The organism is Microbacterium sp. (assembly GCF_047602155.1).
GTDB lineage: Bacteria > Actinomycetota > Actinomycetes > Actinomycetales > Microbacteriaceae > Microbacterium.
In genome coordinates, this window is record NZ_JASGHZ010000001.1 from 787,446 (window position 1) to 806,577 (window position 19,132).

The following is a 19,132-nucleotide window of genomic DNA, read 5'->3' on the forward strand; positions in this document are numbered from 1 at the left end:
TCCGCTGTCATGAGCCGTGCTCCGGGGCGAGCTTGTCGCCCGGCTGCGGCCAGCCGTGCCACTGCCCGAGGGCACGCCCCATGATCCACTCGAGGTCGTCCGCGCTCAGGAAGTCCATCTCCTCGGTGAACATGGTCACAGCCTCACGATACGTGCATGGCAGTCGCGTGAGGTCGGTGCCCCAGAACGTGCGCTGCGGCCCATAGGCCTGCACGACGTCCTTCAAATAGCCGTGCATGTTGCGGTAGGGGTACGGCTGGGTCGAGTATTCGGGAAGGCCCGAGGCCTTCGCCGCCACGTTCGGGTACTGTGCCAGACCCAGCAGGGTGTCCAGGTGCTCGAACGCCTTTTCATCGCGGCGCCATTCCTCGTGACCGACGGCGAGGTGGTCGATCGTGATCTTCACATCGGGGTTGTCTCGAGCGACGGGGCCGATCAATTCGAGGATGTCGGGTGCCGGGTAGACCATCAGCGGGATGCCGAGCTCTGCGGCTCGAGGCCAGAGCCAGTCGGTGACACCGGTTTCGAGCCACTCCCGGTGCTGTGGGATGAAGAAGGTGAAGCGCAGCCCTATCGCGCCGGGAGTCCGCGCCCACTCCGCCATCCTTGCCGGAGTCTCAGGATCGTCGATCGGCATGCGGCCCATGACTGCCAGTCGTTCGGGGTACCGGGCCGCGGCCTCGAGCGACAGATCGTTGCGGTCGCCCTCGAACGCCGGCGGCACGAGCACGGCACGGTCGACCGAGGCCTCGTCCATGCGTGCGACCAGCTGGTCGGCCGACAGCGGTGTCGATGCCCACGTCGGCATGAATCGCCCCTCGGGCCATTCTCGCCCGGGACGGCTCAACTCCCAGATGTGCACCTGGGCATCCGTGATGATCATCGCGCCTTCTCCGCCGTCCGAAACCGTTGCGTCGTATCGGGTGCTCAGTCGTACCAGAGCGTGCGACCGCCGTCGCTGACGATCGTCTGGCCTGTCATGAATCCTGAGTCGGGTCCGAGCAGGAAGCGCACGGGCCCGACCATGTCGGCGCCCGTGCCGGCGCGACCGAGAGGAGTAAACGCGATGGCCTTCTCGATGAAATTCTCGGCACCGTCGCCAGAACGCGCCATCTCCAGCTGCAGCGGACCGAGGTGCATTCCGGGCGCGACACAGTTGACGCGGATGCCGTGGGCCGCCGCTTCGACGGCAGTCGACATCGTGAGGCCGATCACCGCGGCCTTGGCCGCGGCATAAGGGTGAGTGAGGTTGTCGCGGCGCGACTTGAAGCCGTTCGTCGAGCTGATGTTGACGATCGAGCCGCGACCGAGCCGCTGCATCCGCGCGGTGGCAGCCTGCAGCGTCCACAGTGTGCCGTCGAAGTTGACGGCGAACACCCGTCGCACATCTTCTTCAGTGATCTCGTCAATCGTCGATGCCCCGCCGACGATCCCGGCGAAGTTCACGAGGAACTCGACCGGGCCCAGTTCGTCGTCGACGCGCGTGAAGGCATCCTGCACGGCCGCACGGCTAGTGATGTCGACGTCGATCCCGAGAAATCGTCCGGGAGTGCCTGCGGCGATATCACCGAGCCGTTCCAGCGCGTCGGTGCGGTCGAACCCTGCGACCAGAACGCCGCGCGAGAGGAGGTCAGCCACGACCTGGCTTCCCATTGCTCCCGCAGCCCCGGTCACGACGGCGACGCGGCCAGCCCAGGCATCCGGACCAACGGCATCCGGATCATTGATCGACGTCATTCCAACTCCATTGTGTGAGACGGCTACCCATGCAGCGCCGAGTGCTCCATCGGGCTATCGGCATCAGACTAGCCGCACCCATACAAGTTCGCAATAGTCTGACAAGTTTGCGATCTTTAGCCGCCGACGCACAGGAGAAGCCGTCAGCCGCGGAGAAATCCGCCCGCCGACCGGCAAACCTTCCCGGATTCTCGGGGATCCGACCGACACTGGTGCAGGTGTCGCCGTCGCGCGTATAGTGTTCGGTACAACATCAGACAAGTGACTCGACACGGACAAGGGAGTTCTCGTGGATGAAGAGATGAGCATCGATGTCCTCGTGGTAGGCGCGGGGGTCTCTGGTCTGACCGTCGCTTCGACGCTGGCGCGCGCCGGACGCGAGGTCGGCGTGATCGAAATCGCCGACCGCGCCGGAGGGTCGGCTGCGCTGTCGGAGGGCTTCGTCTGGACCAATCCCGACGCCGACAGTTTCCTCGCCCAGGATCCCGGAGGCGACGTCGCAAAGTTCCAGGCGATGCGCGACGAGTTCGATGAGGCGATGGCGGCCATCCGCGCGCTCGGCATCGACGTCGGCCCCGACCTGTTCCGGGTGCTCGGCTACGGCGAAGGCAATCAGATCGACATCGGCCGCTACCTTGCGTCCGCGCAACGCGCCGTCGAAGGCGCCGGCGGCTGGGTGCTCGTACGTCACGAGGTTGTCGGGCTCGAGACCGCCGACGGCGCGGTCGTCGGCGCGCAGCTACGCGACCTCGATAGCGGCGAGATCCTCTCCGTCCGAACGGGGACCGTCGTCCTCGCCACGGGCGGGTTCCAGGGAAGCCCCGAGCTGCGCACGAAGTACATCGGGGCCTGGACCCGAGATATCCTCCTGCGCGCGAACGCTCACAGCGCGGGCGCCGGCCTGCGCTTGGGGCTCGACGTGGGGGCCGCCGAGTCGGCGGGTCTTGAGGCCTTCTACGGACACCTCATCCCGACGCCTCTGCCCGCCGAATTGTGGACCCCCGAGCGCTACACGCCGCTGTCGCAGTACTACAGCGAGCACGGCGTCCTGCTCGATACCGACGGCAAGAGATTCGTTGACGAGTCACTCGGCGACCATGTGCTCGTGCAGGAGGTCGCCAAGATCGGCACGGCATTGCTGTTCATCGACAGCGCCGTCTGGGACCAGTATGCGCGCACAGCGTTCATCCCGGGGATGGATCTGCAGGATAAGATCATCGACGCGCAGCAGGCCGGATCGCACGTCTCGATCGCCGACGATCTGGAGCAGCTGACTGCACCGGTCGGCGCATGGGGCTTCGACCGTGAAAGCGTACTCGCAACGCTGCGCCGTGTGCAGGACGAGAACGGCGGACCCGACGGCACGCCGCTTCGCCAGCCGCCGTACGCCCTGCTCGAGGTGCAGCCGGCGATCACGTTCACGCACGGCGGGCTGAGCACCGACGTCGAAGGGCACGTCCTGCGCGTTGACGGCACCTCGATCGAGGGCCTGCGCGCGGTCGGGGTCGACGCCGGCGGACTCAACATGCGCGGCTACACCGGCGGCCTCGTCCGCGGCATCACGCTCGGACGTGTGGCGGCGCGGTCCATACAGAGCGAACTCGACGCGCGCGCCGATTGAGGAGGCGACGGTGCCCAGCGGCCCCCCGAACAGCGCTGACCTGCAACTCGTACCGGTGCAACGACCGGGCGAGCAGGTCCAGCAGCAGTTGCGCCACGCGATCCTGTCCGGGCTCATCGGCGAAGGCGAACGGCTGCCTAGCGAGAACACCCTCGCGGCATCGTTCCAGGTGAGCCGGGCAACGATCCGCGAGGTGCTGCGCACGCTGTTTGAGAGCGGCCTCGTCGTAAAGGGACCGACAGCCACCAGCGGACTGTACGCACAGGTCGTCGACCACAACGCGCTGTCGAGGCTGGTGTCCGACCGCTTGGCCAACGTGCTCGACGTCGGCTCGGTCACCCCCTCCGAGGTCGCCGACTTCCGAGACCTCCTTGAAATCCCGAGCGCTCGTCTCGCCGCACGGCACCGCACCGACGCCGACATCCAGGCTTTGCGACGCATCATCGACGACGAGCGCAGCATCGCTTTCGATGACCCCGCCGTGCACACCTTAAACGCACAGTTCCACTCCGCCGTGGCGCGCGCATCGGGCAACCGCGTGCTCGATGCCTTCGTGACGGCTCTGCATCGCACGACCCATCCCCTGGCTTTCGTCCAGACCGATGAGGAGCTTGGCGCACAGGCCGTGCGCCACCACATCAGCATTCAGCAGGCCATCGCGGCAGGAGATGCGGCGACGGCTCAGACGGCGATGCGCAGTCATCTCGCCTACCTCGCACGGCACTCCGCCGTGACGGTCGACGCACACACGGAGGTGCTGGCATGAAGACTCCCATGTTCGGTGACGGTCACGGCGTGCTGCTGTGGATGCTGGAGTCGACGCCCGAGGTCGATGAGGAGTGGAACCGCTGGTACAACGACGAGCACGTTCCCGCGCTCGTCGAAGTCCCCGGCGTGCGCACCGCGAGCCGGTGGGTGGTGAGCGACGTGCTTGTGGGAACGGCACCCGCGAAATACCTCGCCTTCTACGAACTCGACGATCTCGGCGTGCTCGAGACGGATGCGTATCACCGCAATCGCGCGTCATTGGGCCCGGGGATGCGACGGGAATGGACGACGCAGATGCTCGGCGCCATCGTGCGCGCGGCGGGCGGTGCCTACCGCATCGATGACACGCACATGCGCGGGGACGGTGTCGGCCCCGCCACGGATCTGATCGCCATCGGCGCCGACAGCGATGTCGACGAGGCTCTGCGGCAGGTGCTTGACGCCGCCGACGGCATCTCAGGCTGGCGGACGCTCACTCGCGCCGCCGGTTCACCGAAGATCGCAGGCATGATGGAACGGGACGTCACGCCGTCGCGACTCCTTCTCTGCGCCGTCGACGATGTGGCGGCCGCAGCTCCTGCGCTGATGGCCTCGCTGCCCTCCGGCGCCGCGTCGTTCGCCATCGCCTACGAGCGCCTCCTCGCCCTTCCCCCGCACTGGCCCTCGATGGGCTTGGACTCACCGGAGAGAGCCACCCCGCCGCCTGCCGACCGACCACCGAGGGGGCTGGCATGACCGACGTCCTTCCGCCGCCGACGGCAATGCTCGTGCGCGCCGTCGTGCGCAACCCTGCGCTCGTCGCCGACTTCGATCGCTGGTACGACGAGGACCACTTGCCGCAGGCGCTCAGCGACTTCGGCGCCCACACCGCCTCACGCTGGTGGAGCTACGGAGAGGAGAGCGTCCCGGTGCACTACGCGATCTACGAGTTCACCGATGCGGCCGCGCTCGAGGCAGCTCTGGCGGGCGCGGCGATCGCCGCGCTCATCGCCGAGTTCTCGCGGCTGTGGGGCGCCGACGTCGAGCGCGTGCGCTCGCGCGCCCGCCTGGCACAGCGCCTCACGACCGCGGACTGACGGATCCTTCGCCGGCGAGTTCGCGCAGCGCCGCGACGACGCGGGCTGATGCCGGGAAGCGGCCGGCCACCACGAGTTCCCGCCGGGTCTGCGCCGACCGGTCGAACGGCAGGCGCACGGGTGCCCCGCCCGGCACCGGCTCCGCCGAGCGCGCGTAGTCGGCGAACTCGAGGGCGCGGCGCTCGAACTCGCCGGGTTCGCCGAAGAGATCCGGCCGTATCGCGACGAAAAGGAAGCCCGATCCGGATTCGTCGGTGGGCTGCACGTCGCCACCGGCGAGGATACCGAGCAGCTGCACCGCGACGGAGAGCCCCGAGCCCCGATATCCACCCCATACCGTGATCGCACCGGCGAGCGCCGCTGCGGGGTCGCGCGTGGGAATGCCGTCGGCGTCGAACGCGAGACCCTCGCCGATCTCGAGCCCGAGCCGGCGCGCGAGGTGCAGTTCGGACAGCACGACCGACGACGTCCCGGTGTCGAAGATGACCGGGTCGCTGTCCGTCGGAAAGGCGAATGCGATCGGGTTGGTGCCCATCCGCGCCTGCGTGGCACCATACGGCGCCACGCGCGCTCCGGAGTTTCCGGCTGCCATGCCGACCAGGCCGGCCCGCGCGGCCGACTCCAGATAGTGCACGTACATGCCGGTGTACGCGGTGTCGCGGGCGGAGATCACGGCGATGCCGTGTGCGAGGGCCTTCTCAATGCCGAGCTCGACGGCGCGGTGCGCCACGAGATAGCCGCAATGCCCACCGCCTTCGACGAGTGCCGAGACCGACGTCTCCCGCGTGACGGTGATGGGGGCGTGCGGCGGACACCGGCGAGCGACGTCCACGAGGGTGAGTGCACGAGACAACCCCGCGTTGGGTACGCCGCGCAGCTCGCACTCGATGATCTGATCGGTGATGATCGCCGCCTCGTCGGCGGTGAAACCGGTAGCCGCGAACGCCCTCGCCACGAGCTCGCGCGCCTCAGCGATGCCGATCTCGACTTCATCGATCCGACCTTCGAAGGAGTCCTTCATCGCCACCGCCTTCCGTCTGCACGACGACGCCAGGTTCGGCAGAACCTGGCCAGTACCTGCACAACCATACGACTTGTGCCATTGTAAGACATAGGACTCGCGAGACCGTCGCGGCAACGACGCCACCCGGAGGGAGCAGGCATGACGGCATTGACCTGGCGCGTGAAGACCTCGCTCCTGCGCTACCTCGCAGGCCCGGCCACGGGCGAAGTCGAGGTCAGCGAGGGCGCCGAGATGAGCCCGCACGGCATCCTGTTCCCCCTCGACGACATGGCCACAGAGGCTCTGTGCTTCCGCGGCACGGCCTCGCTCATCGGCCACGGCGGCATGCTGCGCATCGTGATCGCCGACCCCGCCGTGCATCACTCCTCCGACGCAGGGGGTTGGACACTCTGGGTGCGCCACGGTGAGGGCCGCATCGCGATCGCCGAGATCGAGGGCTTTACGCGGGACGCGGCCGGCGTGCTGCAGGGTGGGCCTACGACGCTCACCGCCGCCGGCGTCGATCTCTTCGGCGGTCAGTACGCCGAAGGCACGCGGCTCGACAGCCCGAGTGTGCGGCCTGACTCATGAGCGCCGACCCCGTATCCGAATCCGCCCACGAGCACGCTCGCGTGCTCGAGGTGTTGTCGGCGTACCTGTCAGCGATCGACCGGCGCGACTGGCCCGCCGTCGTGGGGTGCTTCGCCGACGACGCACAGTCACGCTACGAAGGTGCTGCCGGCACCCTCATCGGTGGTGCCCAGGTCGCGCAGTTCGTCCAGGCCGCGACCGTGAGCACTCCCTCGACCGTGCACAACCTCGCCAACACGCACATCTCGACCGAAGACGTCGGAACGGTGCGTGCGACAAGTTTCGCCATCGTCCACGCCTTGCGCCCTGCCGACGGTATCCTCGCGACCCGCGCGATCCGCTACGACGACACCCTACGGCACGTTCACGGCCGCTGGTTCATCACGGCACGAGCGCACCGCGCACTCTGGCAGATCGAACAGGCGACGGTTCCACCGCAGCTCATACTCGATGCCCTGCGGTTTCCGTTGTTGCCTGACAAGCGCAGTTGAGCGCTAGGATGACGGGAGACGACCCACTTGGTCGCCTCCCGCGGTTCCTCCTCGTGGACCGCAGATCCCCGTGCTCTTCATGCACGCTCATCTGTTCCGTGGAGGATCCATGTCGCTCGTTCGTCGCCCTATCGCCGCCTCGGTATGCGCGATCGCACTCACCACTCTGCTCGCCGGCTGCGCCGCCACTCCGGCCGCCGCCCCACCGACACCGGTCCCGACCACGGGCGCGCCCGTGACGATCGACAACTGCGGCAGCACTGTCACCGTCCCGGCCACGCCACCTCAGCGGATCGTCACGATCAAGTCGTCGACTCTCGAACTCCTCCTCGCGCTCGGCGTGGGCGATCACATCGTCGGGAGTGCGTACTCCGACGGCCCGCTGCCCGCCGAACTCGCCGCGGCGGGGGCCGACATCCCCGTCATCTCCGAGAAGGTGCCCTCGCAGGAGGCAGTGCTCGAGCTCGACCCCGACTTCGTGTTCGGCGGATGGGAGTCGAACTTCTCGGCCGACGGCGTCGGCGAGCGCGAGACGCTGGAGAGCCTCGGGGTGGCCACGTATGTCGCTCCGGCCGCCTGCCGCGAAAGCGGCTACATGCCGGATCCGCTGACCTTCGATCAGGTCTTCGACGGGTTCGTCGAGGCCGGCCGCCTGGTCGGTGCCGAAGCGGCCGCGGTTGACCTCGCCGCGCAGCAGCGCACGCGGCTGGCCGACATCACGCCCGACTCCCGCGAGCTGACAGCGGTGTGGTACTCGTCGGGACGCGATCAGCCTTACGTGGGTGCCGGCATCGGCGCCCCCGAGCTGCTCATGTCCACTGCCGGGCTGCGCAACGTCTTCGACGACGTGCACGACAGCTGGACCTCCACCTCGTGGGAAGAGGTTGCCGACCGCGACCCGTCGGTGATCGTGCTGGTGGACTCGGCCTGGAACACGGCGGCGTCGAAGATCGCGCTGCTGAAGTCGAACCCCGTCACGGCGACGATGCCCGCCGTCGCGGGCGACCGCTTCATCATCGTCGACTTTCCCGCGACGGAGGCGGGCATCCGCAACGTCGACGCGGTCGCGTCGATCGTCACACAACTCGCGAAACTGTGACCGGACAGCCACGACGAACTCGCGTGTCGCTGGTGGCGACAGTCCTCGCGATCGCCCTCGTCGCCTCGTGCGCCGCGGCGGCGGCCCTCGGCACCGCCGAGATCTCTCCCGCCGACGCCGCGGCGACCGTCTGGGCCCACCTCACCGGCGCCGACGGCCCGCTCTCCCCCACGCGCGACGCGATCGTGTGGGAGCTGAGGATGCCCCGGGTGCTGACCGCTGCCGCCGTCGGCGGCGGTCTGGCGGTGTGCGGCGCCGTGATGCAGGCGCTGACGCGCAATCCGCTCGCCGACCCGTATCTCCTCGGCCTGTCGTCGGGCGCATCGACCGGCGCGGTCGTCGTCATCGTGCTGGGGATCTCCCTCGCCCTGCCGGTCGCGGCCTTCCTCGGTGCGTTCCTCGCGCTCGTGCTGGCGCTCGGCCTCGCCCGTGCCGCCGGTGGCGTGTCGGCGACGGCCGTGATCCTGGCCGGGCTGGCGGTCTCGGCGGTGCTGTCGGCGCTGACGAGCCTCGTCATCTTCTGGAGCGCGACCGGCGACAGCTACCGCGAGATCCTCGGCTGGCTGCTCGGCATGATCGCGGGCGCCGACTGGACCGACGTGGCACTGACGACCGCCGCCGTGGTGCTGGCCGGCATCCCTTTGTGGGCGGCGTCGCGCCCACTCGACAGCTTCGCGCTCGGCGACACCGCTGCCACCGCACTGGGAGTCCCGGTCGGCCGCGTGCGGTTCATGCTGTTCGCGTGCACGGCGTTGCTGACGGGTGTGCTCGTCGCGGCGAGCGGAGCGATCGGGTTCGTCGGGCTGATCCTCCCGCACGCGGTGCGCGCCGTCGTCGGCGTTCGCCATGCCGCCGTGCTGCCGGTGTCGTTCCTCGCGGGGGCGACCTTTCTCGTGTGGGCCGACACTGCCGCGCGCACACTGTTCGCGCCCAGGGAGCTTCCCGTCGGCATCCTCACCGCGCTCATCGGCGGCCCGCTGTTCGCGCACCTGCTCATCCGTCGGAGGGCCGAGCGATGACCGGGCTCGAGCTCGAGAGGGTGCGGTTCTCGCGCGGAGGGCGACTGCTGGTCGATGACGTCGACGTGTCGGCCCCGCCCGGGGCGATCACTGCGATCGTCGGTCCGAACGGCGCCGGCAAGACCACGCTGCTGCGCCTCATCGCCGGCGTTCTCGGCCCCGACGGCGGAGCCGTCCGGTTCGCGGGGGCCGAGCTCACCGCCCTCAGCCCGCGAGCACGGGCCAGGCGAATCGCCCTGCTCGAGCAGGAATGGACCTCCGCCGAGGGGATGAGCGTCGTCGACGTGGTCACTCTCGGCCGTCTTCCCCATCGGCGGCTTCTCGGCGGCGACACGGGGGCCGAGGCACGCATCGTCGCCGAAAGCCTGCACCGCGCGGGCGCCAGCGCCTTCGCGCACCGTGACATCTCGACGTTGTCGGGGGGCGAGCGACAGCGGGTGAACCTTGCCAGGCTCTCGCGCAGCAGCCGTCACTGCTGCTGTGCGACGAGCCCGCCAATCACCTCGACCTGCGCGCGCAGCTCGACATCCTGGACCTGCTGCGATCGGTCGCCGACACCGGGGTCTCGGTGATCGCAACCCTGCACGACCTCAATCACGCCGCGATGTGTGCAGATCGGGTGATCGTCCTCGCCGACGGCCGCGTGCACCGTGCCGGCGCTCCCGAGCGCGTGCTCACCCCGGAGCTGGTCGCCGAGGTCTGGCACGTCCCCGTCGAGATCCTGCGCCGCGTCGACGGCGCCGTGGTCATCGTGCCCGCAGCCGCGGGGCGAGGTCGCGCTCGAACAGCTCGAGGAACCGGCGCTGATCCTGACCCGGGGCGTGGAAGACCAGGTGGTTGAAGCCCCAGTCGATGTACTGGCCGATCTGGTCGGCGACCTCGTCGGGGTCGCTCCCGACGATCCAGCGCTTCGCGATCGTCTCCAACGGCAGCGCATCCGCGGCGCGTTCCATCTCGACCGGGTCGGTGATGTCGTGCTTCTGCTCCTTCGACAGCGACAGCGGCGACCAGAACCGGGTGTTCTCCAGTGCGGCCTCGCGGGTCTGCTCGTAGGAGAGTTTGATCTCGATCATCCGGTCGAGGGTGTCGAACGAGCGCCCGGACAGTCCGGCGCCCTCGCGGACGGCCGGCACCAGTTGCTCGGTGTACAGCTCGGCGCCCTTGCCCGACGTGCAGATGAAACCGTCGCCGGCGCGGCCCGCGTACCGGGCGACCAGCGGGCCGCCCGCAGCGATGTAGACCGGCACACCCCCCTCGGGGCGGTCGTAGATGGATGCGTCGTGCGTCGAGTAGTACTCCCCCTCGAACGACACCCGCTCCCCGGCCCACAGCGCCCGCATCAGCCGTACCGCCTCACGCAACCGCACGAAGCGCTCCTTGAACTCGGGCCACGTCTGCTCACCCGCACCGCGGAAGCCGGTCGCGACCTCGTTGAGTGCCTCGCCCGATCCCACACCGAGGATGACGCGACCGGGGTACAGCACGCCGAGCGTCGCGAACGCCTGCGCGAGCACCGCCGGGTTGTACCGGAACGTGGGAGTGAGCACCGATGTTCCCATCCGGATGCTCGTGGTCCGCTCACCGACGGCCGCCATCCAGGCCATCGAGAACGGCGCATGGCCGCCGGTGTGGCGCCAAGGCTGAAAGTGGTCGCTCGTGAACACCGATTCCATGCCGTGGCTCTCGGCGGCCACGGCGATCTCGACCAGCTCTCGAGGGTCGAACTGCTCCGCGCTCGCCTTGTAGCCCAATGTCAGCGCCATTTCATGTCTCCTGTTCGTTCCCACGCGTCGGCGACCGCCGCCGCGTAGCCCTGCTCGTAGCCCTGCGCCAGCGCTTCCTCCGTGCCGAGCCGGAACAGGCCCCGCTCCGGTTCGCGGACGATACTGCGGGCGCCCGGGAGGTCGAGATCTCCGACGAGATCCGCGCGGCCCCTGACGACCGCCACCGGCAGCCCGGTGGCCTTGCGTTTGACGAGGTCGGCAGCTGCCGCCAGTTCATCGGCGGCACAGGGCGCCGTGACGCCGAGCATCTTGCCCGCGGCATCCGTGGTCCCACGCAGGTCTTCGATGACGCGCACGCCGGCGGCACCGATGGCGACGTCGGTCTGCCCTCCGCGCCAGGGCCTGCCGAGCGTGTCGCTGATAAGCACGCCGACGTCGGCCCCGGTGTGCGCGCGCAGTCGTCGGGCGAGTTCGAGAGCAGAACGATCGGGATCTTCCGGCAGCAGCAGAATCCAGCCGTCCGGCGTGTTGCTGGCATCGACGCCGGCTGCGGCCGCCACCATGCCGAGCCGGTTCTCGACGATCCTCATCGTGTGACCGTCGACGGTGCGTGATGCCACCACGCGAACGGTCTCGGCGGTGATCGCGTCCTCGCGGTCGGCAGCCTTGAGGTAGCGCCCCTCCGATTTCGACACGATCTTCGACGTCACGACCAGAATGTCGCCGGTGAGCAGTTCCGCACCGGCGGCGAGAATCGCGGCGACCAGGTCATCCCCCGGTCGGATCTCGCCGATGCCCTCCAGCGGGAACACCGTCAGGGCGCTCACGACCGCACCTTCGGCAGCACCTCGCGCCCGAATACCTCGAGCCATTCACGTTGATTGCGACCCACGTTGTGGAGGTAGATGCGCGTGAACCCGAGGTCGGCGTACTGCTGAATACGCGCGCGGTGCGCGTCGGGGTCGGCGGAGACCAGCATGCCCGCACGCACGTCGTCCGCCGTCACCGACCGCACCAACTGCTCGAAGTCGTACGGCGAGCGCACGTCGCCGCGGCGGATGCGCAGTCCCGCCATCGGCCACTCCTCGAGGGCGTTCGTGAGCGCCTGCTCGTCGGTGGGCGCCCACGACAGGTGCAGTTGCAGGGCCTTCGGCATCTGTGCGGCGTCTCGGCCGCTCTCCCGCGCGCCCTCTGCGAACCGGTCGAGGACATGCGCTGTACGTTCAAGGGATTCACCGGTCGTCACGATCCCGTCGGCGACGAGGCCTGCGCGCCGCGCCGTGAGTGGCCCCGTGGTGGCGACGAACAGCGGCGGAGCAGCGGCAGGGACCGTCCACAGGCGCGTCGACTCCATGCGGAACCTCCGGCCGCTGTGGCGGATCATCCGTCCGGCTGCCGACGCTGCGAAGAGGCGGCGGATGATGTCGACGGCCTCGAGCATCGTCTCGATGCGCTCCCCGGGCTCGGGCCAGTACTCGCCGACGATGTGCTCGTTCAGAGCCTCCCCCGAGCCTACCCCCAGCCACATGCGGCCGGGATACAGGCTCGCGAGAGTTGCGGCCGCCTGGGCGACCACGGCCGGGTGCGTCCGGAAGGTCGGAGTCGTCGCGGCAGGCCCGAAGTCACCGGTGATGCGCGCACCGATCGCGCCCAACACCGACCACAGATGTGATGCCGCCGCATGCCGCGGAAGCCAGGGCTGAAAGTGGTCGGTGGCCATCACGCCATCGAACCCGAGCGACTCGGCCGCGACGCAGTAGTCGACGATGTCGGCCGGCGCGAACTGTTCGAGCATCGCCGCGTAGCCGATCCGCATCCCGCCTCCTCGCGCGTGGGTTCTGCCTGCCGCAAGTGAAGGATCTCAAACCTCCCCGACGGCTTGCCCTACAATATCATCAGCGATAGTCAGACAAGTAAGCGGGCGGCCGCGCAGGCGGGCGCAAGGAAGCGAGGCCCCGCGTGAAAATCGGTGTACACGTCCCGCAGTGGGGCCCGGGTGCGACGCGGGCGGGGGTCATCGACCTGGCCCAGGCCGCCGAAGAGTGCGGCTTCGATTCCGTGTGGGTGGCCGACCACATCGTGCTGCCGGTCAGCCCCTCGTCGGAGTATCCGTACAACGCAGGCGGCACGCCCTTCGGCCCGCAAGACGGTTTCCTCGAGGCCCTCACGATGCTCGCCGCCATCGCCGGCGCGACGACACGCGTCGAGCTCGGCACCAGCGTGCTGGTGCTGCCGATCCGGCATCCGCTCGAAGTCGCCAAGATCGCCACGACCATCGATCAGCTCTCCCTCGGGCGCCTGCAGCTCGCGATCGGTGCGGGCTGGCTGCAGGAGGAGTTCGAAGCGCTCGACCAGCGCTTCGACGCGCGCGGCAAACGCATGGATGAGCAGATCGAGATCTTGCGCCGGGCTTGGACGGAAGGCGTCTTCGCACACGAGGGCGAGTTCTACTCGTTCCCGGAGGTGTCGTGTCTGCCGCTGCCGGTGCGGCGCGGCGGCCCGCGGTTGCTCATCGGCGGGCTGGGCGACGTCGCCTTCCGGCGCGTGCGCCGCTACGGCGATGGCTGGCAGGTGCTCGGCGCCGATCTCGAGAAGCTCGCCGGCATGCGCGCCCGTCTCGACGAGCTCGACGTGAATGCGCAGGGCGAGCGGAAGATCCTCAGCACGTCGACCGGCATGCCGCGGAGTGCGGACCGCGCGATCGAACGACTGCGCGCCCTCGCCGACGTCGGGGTGGATCAACTCGTGCTCAACTCTGTCGAGCAGCCGGCAGAATTGCTCGCGCGCTTCGAGATGTATCGCGACGAGGTACTGCCGACGCTCTGAGGGTCTCCCTACCGCCCGTGCGCGCGGGCGGCACGCACGTCGGTCTCGGTGAAGTCGTCGCCGACGAAGAGCAGCGGTTCCCCGGTCACGACGGCGAGCGCGTAGGCGAAGCAGTCCCCGTAGTTGAGTCGGGCCGGGTGACCCGATCCTCTGCCGTATCGACGATAGGCATCTCGCGCGATGCGCGCCTGCTCGACGGTGACGGGCTCGAGCGTGACGTCGGCGAGCGCGAGCACCTCCTCGAACTCGCGCTGCGCGATGATCGAGCGATTGTCGACGACGACACCCGCCTCCACCCAGTTCGCGACAGAGAGCCGGCAGTGTTCCGACAGCAGCAGTTCGCTGCACTCCTGTGCCTCGGGCTCACCCTGCACGACGGCGACCAGCGCGGAGCTGTCGACGATCATCGCGGCAGCCCCGTGGTCTCGTCATAGAGATCCTCCACGCGGACGATCCCGCGCGTGGGCACCGCTTCTTCGCGCCGGTACCGCTCACCGATCTCGCGCATCCGCGCCAGGCGGCGCTGGCGGTCTGCGGCGGCCGGATCCCTTCCGTGCGAGCGCAAGTACTGCTCCAGCGCCTGTTCGATCGCGCTCGCCTGGGAGGTGCCGGCCAGTTGCGCCGCTTCGCGCGCCAGCATGTGCACGCGATCGTTCTTGATGTTGAGCGCCATGGTGTAATGATACCTTTCCGCAAAGGTGGATTACACCCCGACATCCATGTCGCCGCGCATCCTCATCCGGCGCGAATCGCGGCCATTCCGCGCGATACCCGCGATTCGCGACGGATGAACGCGGGCACCCGCGCCGGACAGCGGGCACGTCAGCGGGCGCTGAGGCGCCAGCCGGCGGCGGCATCCTGCTCGCGCCAGAACTCGGCGAACCGGCCTCCCGCGGCCAGCAGCTCGTCGATCGTGCCGTCCTCCACGATGCGCCCCTCTTCCAGGAACACGACGCGATCGGCGGCACGGATGCTGGTCAGCCGATGTGCGACGATCACCCGCGTGCGCGCCCGGGCGTCGCCGGTGAGCGCGGCCGTGACGGCGGCCTCGTTCTCGGTGTCGAGGGCGCTCGTGGCCTCGTCGACGAGCAGCACGGGGGCGGGCTTGAGCAGCGCCCGCGCGATCGAGACGCGCTGACGCTCGCCGCCGGACAGCGCCGTGCCGGCCTCGCCGACGCGGGTGTCCCAGCCGTTCGGCAGGCGCCGCACGACGGTGTCGACGCGGGCGAGGGCGGCGGCGCGCTCCAGCGCCGCGTCGCCCGCGGCGGGGTCGCCGACGAGCACATTCTCGCGCACAGAGCCGTCGAACAGATACGGATGCTGGAACACCACGCTCGTCAGGCTCCGCCGCGCCTCGTCCGACAGCTGCGCCAGGTCCACGCCATCGGCGAGCACCTGCCCGGCCGTCGGCTGGTGCAGGCCCGCCAGCAGGGCGAGCACCGTCGACTTGCCCGAGCCCGACGGGCCGACGATCGCCGTCGTGGTGCCCGGCTCGAGCGTCAGGGAGAACCCGTCGAGCACCGGCTCGTCGTCCCCGTAGCCGAACCGCACGCCGCGCAGCTCCAGCCGGGGCGGCGCGGACCCGGCATCCGTCACGGCACCGTTCGGCACCGTCGGCGCCTGCAGCACATCGCGGATCTTCCGCAGCGCGCCCGTCGTGCTCTCGATGCCGGGCGCGAGCTCGCCGAGCGCCGTGAAGGCCTCGAGGTAGCGGACGACGACGACGATGAGCGCGATCGCGGCGGGCACCGACAGCTCACCGCGCACGGCGAGCGCGACGGCCGTGCCCGCGAGCAGGAGGAGGGCGAGCTGGCTCGCGAGGCCGAAGACGAGCTGGCCGGGGATCTGCATCAGCACGACCCGCATCGTGGCGCTGTGCTGGGCGGCCAGCGCCGCACCCACATGACTGCGGGCGGGCTCGACGCGGCGCGCCGCGCGCAGGGCCTGCTGCGTACGCGCGAACTCGACGATCCGCTCGGTCAGGGTGCTGTTCGCCTCGGATGCCGCACGGTCGGCGCCCCGGCTGAGCGCACCCGACAGGAGGTAGGCGCCGAACAACAGCGGCACGCCGACAAGCGCCGCGACCCCGAGCGGCCACGAGACCGGAAGCAGCGCGAGCCCGATCGCGACGGGCAGCAGCACGGCCGCGATGAGCGGGGTGACGAGGTAGGCGATGAGCCCGACGAGGTCGGGGCCGGTGGCGGCGACCGCCTGCCGGGTCGTCGCGGTGTTCGCGGCGGTGAACCACGTCAGCCGGATCGAGGCGATGCGATCGGCGACGGCGTGCTGGCCTTCGTCGAGCAGTCCGAAGCCGAGGTCGTAGCCGAGCCGCACGACGGTGCCGTCGACGGCCCAGCCGGCGGCCGTCACCACGGCGAGCGCCCCGACCCACGGCCAGGCGCCCGCCGGCTCCGGCCCGAACAGCGCGGCGACGAGCGGGACGAGCAGCACGGCGGCGACGGCGCGCAGGGCGATCCCGACGACCGAGAGCGTGAGGTGCAGCCCCACGGTGCGGCGCTGGCGCGCGGGGATGAGGGCGAGCAGGGTGCGGATCATCGGGCGACCTCCGCATCCGTCGTCGCATCGGCGCGGCCGGTCGTATCGGCGCCAGCATCCCACAGCTGCCGGTAGCGCCCGTCGCGAGCGAGCAGTTCGGCGTGCGTGCCGGTCTGGGCGACGCGACCGTGGTCGAGCACGACGATCCGGTCGACCCCGGTCACTGTGCGCAGGCGATGGGCGATGACGAGCACGGTGCGCCCCGCGGTGAGGCGGCCCAGCGCCTGCTGCACGAGATACTCCGACTCCGGGTCGGCGAAGGCGGTGGCCTCGTCGAGGACGAGCACGGGAGTGTCGGCGAGGATCGCGCGGGCGATCGTGAGGCGCTGCCGCTCGCCTCCCGACAGCGCGGCGTCGGGGCCGAGCACCGTGTCGTAGCCGCGCGGCAGCCGCAGGATGCGCTCGTGCAGCTGCGCGGCGCGAGCCGCCGCCTCGACCTGGTCGTCCGTGGCCGACGGCACCGCCAGCGCGATGTTCTCGCGCACCGTGCCCTGCACGAGCTGGGTCTGCTGGAAGACGAACCCGACCCGGGTATACAGCTCGTCGGCGGTGAGCTGCCGCAGGTCGCGGCCGTCGATGCGGATCGCGCCCTCACCGACGTCGTGGAACCGCGCGAGCAGCGCCGCGAGCGTCGACTTGCCCGAGCCCGACGGGCCGACCAGCGCCGTGACGGTGCCGGGCGCGAGCCGCAGCGACACGTCCCGCAGCACGGGGACGCCGTGCCGGTAGGAGAACCCGACCCGATCGAACTCCACGACACCCGAGGCCGAGGAGGCGACGCCGGCATCCGTCGTCGCGGCCGTCTCGAGCTCGGTCTCGTCGAGCGCGACCTGGATGCGGCGCGCCGCGAGCAGCCCCGCACGCAGTCCGCCGAGTCCGAACCCGACGCCGAGCAGGCGCGAGCCGAACGTCGTGCCGAGGAAGAGGAACGGCAACAGCGCGACCGGGTCCATTCCCGCGGTCGTGACGAGGACCGTCCCGAACAGGCAGATCAGCAGCAGGTACGTGCCGGGGCGGTTGGCGAGATCCATGACGGCCTTCTGCCCGGTCAGCGGCCGCTGCCAGTTCGCCAGGAACGCGATGTACTCGCCGAGCCGCGCGCGGAAGGTGGATGCCGCGGCCCCGCCGAACACCCGCACGACCGGCTGGCCCTCGAGGTAGGCGCCCGCTTCGACGTTCATCCGCTCCGACCAGCGCATCGCCTCGGCGGGCTTGGTCCCCGACTGGACGAGCATGATCCACATCGTCACGACGTAGACGAGCACCGGGATGAACAGCACGAGCGCGAGTCGCCAGTCGACGACGAACAGGTAGACGAGCACGGCGATCGGGGCGACGGCCGCGGCGACGGCGTCGGGCACGGCGTGGGTGACGAGGTAGTGCAGCGATAGGGTGTCGTCCTGCACGAGCTGCTTGACGACGCCCGAGCCGCGCGCGTCGAACCAGCCCAGCGGAACGCGGGCGAGCTTGCCGAGCAGCCGCTGACGCAGGACGCGCGCGAACCGGGCGTCGACCGCGTGCAGCCACAGCATCGTCGCCGCCGACAGCACGACACCGAGGGCCATCAGCACGACCGCCCAGATGCCCACCGTCCACAGCTGCGCGGGCTCTGCGCCGGCGAGCATGAGTCGGGCGAGTTCGACGAGCAGCACGAACGGCGCGAGCTGCACGAGCGTCACGATCCCCTGCAGGGTGCCGGCGGCGACGAACGTCGACTTCAGCGGCCCGAGGAGTCGCCCGCCCGCCTGCGCCCGCCACGCGCCGCGCGGTGCGGCGGCGGATGCCGCGGGCTCCGCCGCGGCGGGTGCGGCGGCATCCGTCGCCTGCGCCTCGGGAGCCGCGATCTCCTCGGGCGCGGCCTTCGACCGGTTCGTGCCGAAGGCGCGCCCGTAGAACCAGTACGCCTGCGCGTGCACCTCCGTCTTGGGGAAGCCGAACTCGTCGCGCAGCCGCGTGCGCAGGTGCTTGAGCGAGCCCGACTCCGGGGCGGTCCAGGCGTACCAGTCCGACCAGTCGCGCGCCTCGATCGCCGCCGCGAGCGAGGTCTCGCCGCGCCGCGGCACCCAGTGCACGCGCGCCCGCGGATGCGCGACGAGCGGGATGAGCCGGTCGTCGGCGTGGTGCTCTTCGAGGTAGACCTCGATCGGGACGTCCCCCGGTACCGTCTGGAGGATCGCGTTGATCGCGGGGATGGATGCCGCGTCGCCGATCAGCAGGTACCCCGCCGGAAGCTCGTCGGGGAGGTCGAACCGAGTGGAGGCGAGGGAGCTCGCCATCACCGTCGTGCCGGGCTCGGCGCGCGCCGCCCACGCCGAGGCGGGGCCGGCCGGCTCGTGCAGCACGAAGTCGATCGCGAACTCACCCGTCGCCGCGTCGGCCTCGGCGAGCGTGTAGCCCCGCTGGTGCTCCGTGTCGCCGCCGTCGGGGTCGGGGAACCAGAACCGCAGGTACGCCGTCGGTGCGACCGTCGCCTCGTGCAGCAGGGTCGGGGAGGTCATCCGCACGCGGAGGAACTGCGGCGCGAGCAGTTCGGTGCCCGTCACCGTGACCTCGTGATCGCGCGCGCCGAACGCTCGCATCATGACGCCGTTGTAGCCGCGCTTGGCCATGAGACTCCCTCG

General features: G+C 70.1%; 20 protein-coding genes. 10 read left to right on the forward strand and 10 right to left on the reverse strand.

What is annotated here, in order from left to right; genetic code table 11:
* Nucleotides 1-7: 7 nt before the first annotated feature.
* Together QM720_RS03655 and QM720_RS03660 are read right to left on the reverse strand one after the other, a co-directional pair.
* Nucleotides 8-883 carry an amidohydrolase family protein gene (locus QM720_RS03655; protein ID WP_415124798.1) on the reverse strand — a complete coding sequence of 292 codons (876 nt, stop codon included), beginning with the start codon at nt 881-883 and terminating at the stop codon, nt 8-10.
* A 44-nt stretch (nt 884-927) separates the two neighbouring features.
* Nucleotides 928-1,737: an SDR family NAD(P)-dependent oxidoreductase gene (locus tag QM720_RS03660; RefSeq protein ID WP_415124799.1), complete on the reverse strand. Its 810-nt coding sequence runs from the start codon at nt 1,735-1,737 to the stop codon at nt 928-930.
* 301 nt (nt 1,738-2,038) lie between these two features.
* Here QM720_RS03660 and QM720_RS03665 point away from each other — a divergent pair, with 301 nt between their 5' ends.
* From QM720_RS03665 to QM720_RS03680, 4 genes are read left to right on the forward strand one after another with little or no spacing between them, the layout of a single operon-like run.
* Nucleotides 2,039-3,358, forward strand: coding sequence for an FAD-dependent oxidoreductase (locus QM720_RS03665; RefSeq protein WP_415124800.1), 1,320 nt, complete (start codon nt 2,039-2,041; stop codon nt 3,356-3,358).
* Nucleotides 3,309-4,124: a FadR/GntR family transcriptional regulator gene (locus QM720_RS03670; RefSeq protein WP_415124801.1), complete on the forward strand. Its 816-nt coding sequence runs from the start codon at nt 3,309-3,311 to the stop codon at nt 4,122-4,124. Before QM720_RS03665 ends, QM720_RS03670 begins: the two co-directional genes overlap by 50 nt.
* The gene (locus QM720_RS03675) at nt 4,121-4,861 is read left to right on the forward strand and encodes a hypothetical protein (RefSeq protein ID WP_415124802.1); all 741 of its coding nucleotides are present in this window, start codon (nt 4,121-4,123) and stop codon (nt 4,859-4,861) included. Before QM720_RS03670 ends, QM720_RS03675 begins: the two co-directional genes overlap by 4 nt.
* Entirely contained in the window at nt 4,858-5,202 is a 345-nt protein-coding gene (locus tag QM720_RS03680) for a hypothetical protein (RefSeq protein WP_415124803.1), read from the forward strand. Before QM720_RS03675 ends, QM720_RS03680 begins: the two co-directional genes overlap by 4 nt.
* Here QM720_RS03680 and QM720_RS03685 read toward each other — a convergent pair.
* Nucleotides 5,186-6,223: an Ldh family oxidoreductase gene (locus QM720_RS03685; RefSeq protein WP_415124804.1), complete on the reverse strand. Its 1,038-nt coding sequence runs from the start codon at nt 6,221-6,223 to the stop codon at nt 5,186-5,188. The two genes, QM720_RS03680 and QM720_RS03685, sit on opposite strands and share 17 nt — an antisense overlap.
* A 141-nt stretch (nt 6,224-6,364) precedes the next feature.
* Here QM720_RS03685 and QM720_RS03690 point away from each other — a divergent pair, with 141 nt between their 5' ends.
* From QM720_RS03690 to QM720_RS03710, 5 genes are all read left to right on the forward strand, one after another.
* Complete coding sequence (locus QM720_RS03690) at nt 6,365-6,796, forward strand: HtaA domain-containing protein (protein WP_415124805.1); 432 nt, start codon at nt 6,365-6,367, stop codon at nt 6,794-6,796.
* Complete coding sequence (locus QM720_RS03695; protein ID WP_415124806.1) at nt 6,793-7,287, forward strand: nuclear transport factor 2 family protein; 495 nt, start codon at nt 6,793-6,795, stop codon at nt 7,285-7,287. The genes QM720_RS03690 and QM720_RS03695 overlap by 4 nt, the downstream gene beginning before the upstream one ends.
* A 235-nt stretch (nt 7,288-7,522) precedes the next feature.
* On the forward strand, nt 7,523-8,386 hold the full coding sequence (locus QM720_RS03700; RefSeq protein ID WP_415124807.1) for a putative F420-0 ABC transporter substrate-binding protein: 864 nt from the start codon (nt 7,523-7,525) through the stop codon (nt 8,384-8,386).
* Between the two features lie 32 nt (nt 8,387-8,418).
* Nucleotides 8,419-9,405 carry an iron chelate uptake ABC transporter family permease subunit gene (locus QM720_RS03705; protein WP_415124808.1) on the forward strand — a complete coding sequence of 329 codons (987 nt, stop codon included), beginning with the start codon at nt 8,419-8,421 and terminating at the stop codon, nt 9,403-9,405.
* Nucleotides 9,402-9,977 carry an ABC transporter ATP-binding protein gene (locus tag QM720_RS03710; protein WP_415124809.1) on the forward strand — a complete coding sequence of 192 codons (576 nt, stop codon included), beginning with the start codon at nt 9,402-9,404 and terminating at the stop codon, nt 9,975-9,977. Before QM720_RS03705 ends, QM720_RS03710 begins: the two co-directional genes overlap by 4 nt.
* Nucleotides 9,978-10,151: 174 nt before the next feature.
* On the opposite strand, the gene fgd is transcribed toward QM720_RS03710, so the two are convergent.
* Genes fgd through QM720_RS03725 form a run of 3 tightly spaced genes read right to left on the reverse strand, consistent with a single transcriptional unit; the run spans nt 10,152 to nt 12,945 of the window.
* Nucleotides 10,152-11,168 (reverse strand): glucose-6-phosphate dehydrogenase (coenzyme-F420), encoded by a 1,017-nt coding sequence (gene fgd, locus QM720_RS03715; protein ID WP_415124810.1) that lies wholly within the window; start codon nt 11,166-11,168, stop codon nt 10,152-10,154.
* Nucleotides 11,159-11,956 carry a coenzyme F420-0:L-glutamate ligase gene (gene cofE / locus QM720_RS03720; RefSeq protein ID WP_415124811.1) on the reverse strand — a complete coding sequence of 266 codons (798 nt, stop codon included), beginning with the start codon at nt 11,954-11,956 and terminating at the stop codon, nt 11,159-11,161. Before cofE ends, fgd begins: the two co-directional genes overlap by 10 nt.
* Nucleotides 11,953-12,945 carry a TIGR03557 family F420-dependent LLM class oxidoreductase gene (locus tag QM720_RS03725; RefSeq protein ID WP_415124812.1) on the reverse strand — a complete coding sequence of 331 codons (993 nt, stop codon included), beginning with the start codon at nt 12,943-12,945 and terminating at the stop codon, nt 11,953-11,955. The genes cofE and QM720_RS03725 overlap by 4 nt, the downstream gene beginning before the upstream one ends.
* A 143-nt stretch (nt 12,946-13,088) precedes the next feature.
* Here QM720_RS03725 and QM720_RS03730 point away from each other — a divergent pair, with 143 nt between their 5' ends.
* Nucleotides 13,089-13,955 carry an LLM class F420-dependent oxidoreductase gene (locus QM720_RS03730; protein ID WP_415124813.1) on the forward strand — a complete coding sequence of 289 codons (867 nt, stop codon included), beginning with the start codon at nt 13,089-13,091 and terminating at the stop codon, nt 13,953-13,955.
* A gap of 8 nt (nt 13,956-13,963) precedes the next feature.
* Here QM720_RS03730 and QM720_RS03735 read toward each other — a convergent pair whose 3' ends face one another.
* The 4 genes from QM720_RS03735 to QM720_RS03750 form a co-directional block, all read right to left on the reverse strand.
* Complete coding sequence (locus QM720_RS03735) at nt 13,964-14,362, reverse strand: type II toxin-antitoxin system VapC family toxin (protein ID WP_415124814.1); 399 nt, start codon at nt 14,360-14,362, stop codon at nt 13,964-13,966.
* Nucleotides 14,359-14,628: a type II toxin-antitoxin system VapB family antitoxin gene (locus QM720_RS03740; RefSeq protein WP_415124815.1), complete on the reverse strand. Its 270-nt coding sequence runs from the start codon at nt 14,626-14,628 to the stop codon at nt 14,359-14,361. Before QM720_RS03740 ends, QM720_RS03735 begins: the two co-directional genes overlap by 4 nt.
* Before the next feature lie 149 nt (nt 14,629-14,777).
* Nucleotides 14,778-16,511 carry an ABC transporter ATP-binding protein gene (locus QM720_RS03745; protein ID WP_415124816.1) on the reverse strand — a complete coding sequence of 578 codons (1,734 nt, stop codon included), beginning with the start codon at nt 16,509-16,511 and terminating at the stop codon, nt 14,778-14,780.
* Nucleotides 16,508-19,120 carry an ABC transporter ATP-binding protein/permease gene (locus tag QM720_RS03750; protein ID WP_415124817.1) on the reverse strand — a complete coding sequence of 871 codons (2,613 nt, stop codon included), beginning with the start codon at nt 19,118-19,120 and terminating at the stop codon, nt 16,508-16,510. The genes QM720_RS03745 and QM720_RS03750 overlap by 4 nt, the downstream gene beginning before the upstream one ends.
* Between the last annotated feature and the right edge of the window lie 12 nt (nt 19,121-19,132).

Coding starts and splice junctions, on each gene's coding strand:
- QM720_RS03655 (WP_415124798.1), bottom strand. CDS start 883: ATGATCATCACGGATGCCCAGGTGCACATCTGGGAGTTGAGCCGTCCC.
- QM720_RS03660 (WP_415124799.1), bottom strand. CDS start 1,737: ATGACGTCGATCAATGATCCGGATGCCGTTGGTCCGGATGCCTGGGCT.
- QM720_RS03665 (WP_415124800.1), top strand. CDS start 2,039: ATGAGCATCGATGTCCTCGTGGTAGGCGCGGGGGTCTCTGGTCTGACC.
- QM720_RS03675 (WP_415124802.1), top strand. CDS start 4,121: ATGAAGACTCCCATGTTCGGTGACGGTCACGGCGTGCTGCTGTGGATG.
- QM720_RS03680 (WP_415124803.1), top strand. CDS start 4,858: ATGACCGACGTCCTTCCGCCGCCGACGGCAATGCTCGTGCGCGCCGTC.
- QM720_RS03685 (WP_415124804.1), bottom strand. CDS start 6,223: ATGAAGGACTCCTTCGAAGGTCGGATCGATGAAGTCGAGATCGGCATC.
- QM720_RS03690 (WP_415124805.1), top strand. CDS start 6,365: ATGACGGCATTGACCTGGCGCGTGAAGACCTCGCTCCTGCGCTACCTC.
- QM720_RS03695 (WP_415124806.1), top strand. CDS start 6,793: ATGAGCGCCGACCCCGTATCCGAATCCGCCCACGAGCACGCTCGCGTG.
- QM720_RS03710 (WP_415124809.1), top strand. CDS start 9,402: ATGACCGGGCTCGAGCTCGAGAGGGTGCGGTTCTCGCGCGGAGGGCGA.
- fgd (WP_415124810.1), bottom strand. CDS start 11,168: ATGGCGCTGACATTGGGCTACAAGGCGAGCGCGGAGCAGTTCGACCCT.
- QM720_RS03725 (WP_415124812.1), bottom strand. CDS start 12,945: ATGCGGATCGGCTACGCGGCGATGCTCGAACAGTTCGCGCCGGCCGAC.
- QM720_RS03735 (WP_415124814.1), bottom strand. CDS start 14,362: ATGATCGTCGACAGCTCCGCGCTGGTCGCCGTCGTGCAGGGTGAGCCC.
- QM720_RS03740 (WP_415124815.1), bottom strand. CDS start 14,628: ATGGCGCTCAACATCAAGAACGATCGCGTGCACATGCTGGCGCGCGAA.
- QM720_RS03745 (WP_415124816.1), bottom strand. CDS start 16,511: ATGATCCGCACCCTGCTCGCCCTCATCCCCGCGCGCCAGCGCCGCACC.
- QM720_RS03750 (WP_415124817.1), bottom strand. CDS start 19,120: ATGGCCAAGCGCGGCTACAACGGCGTCATGATGCGAGCGTTCGGCGCG.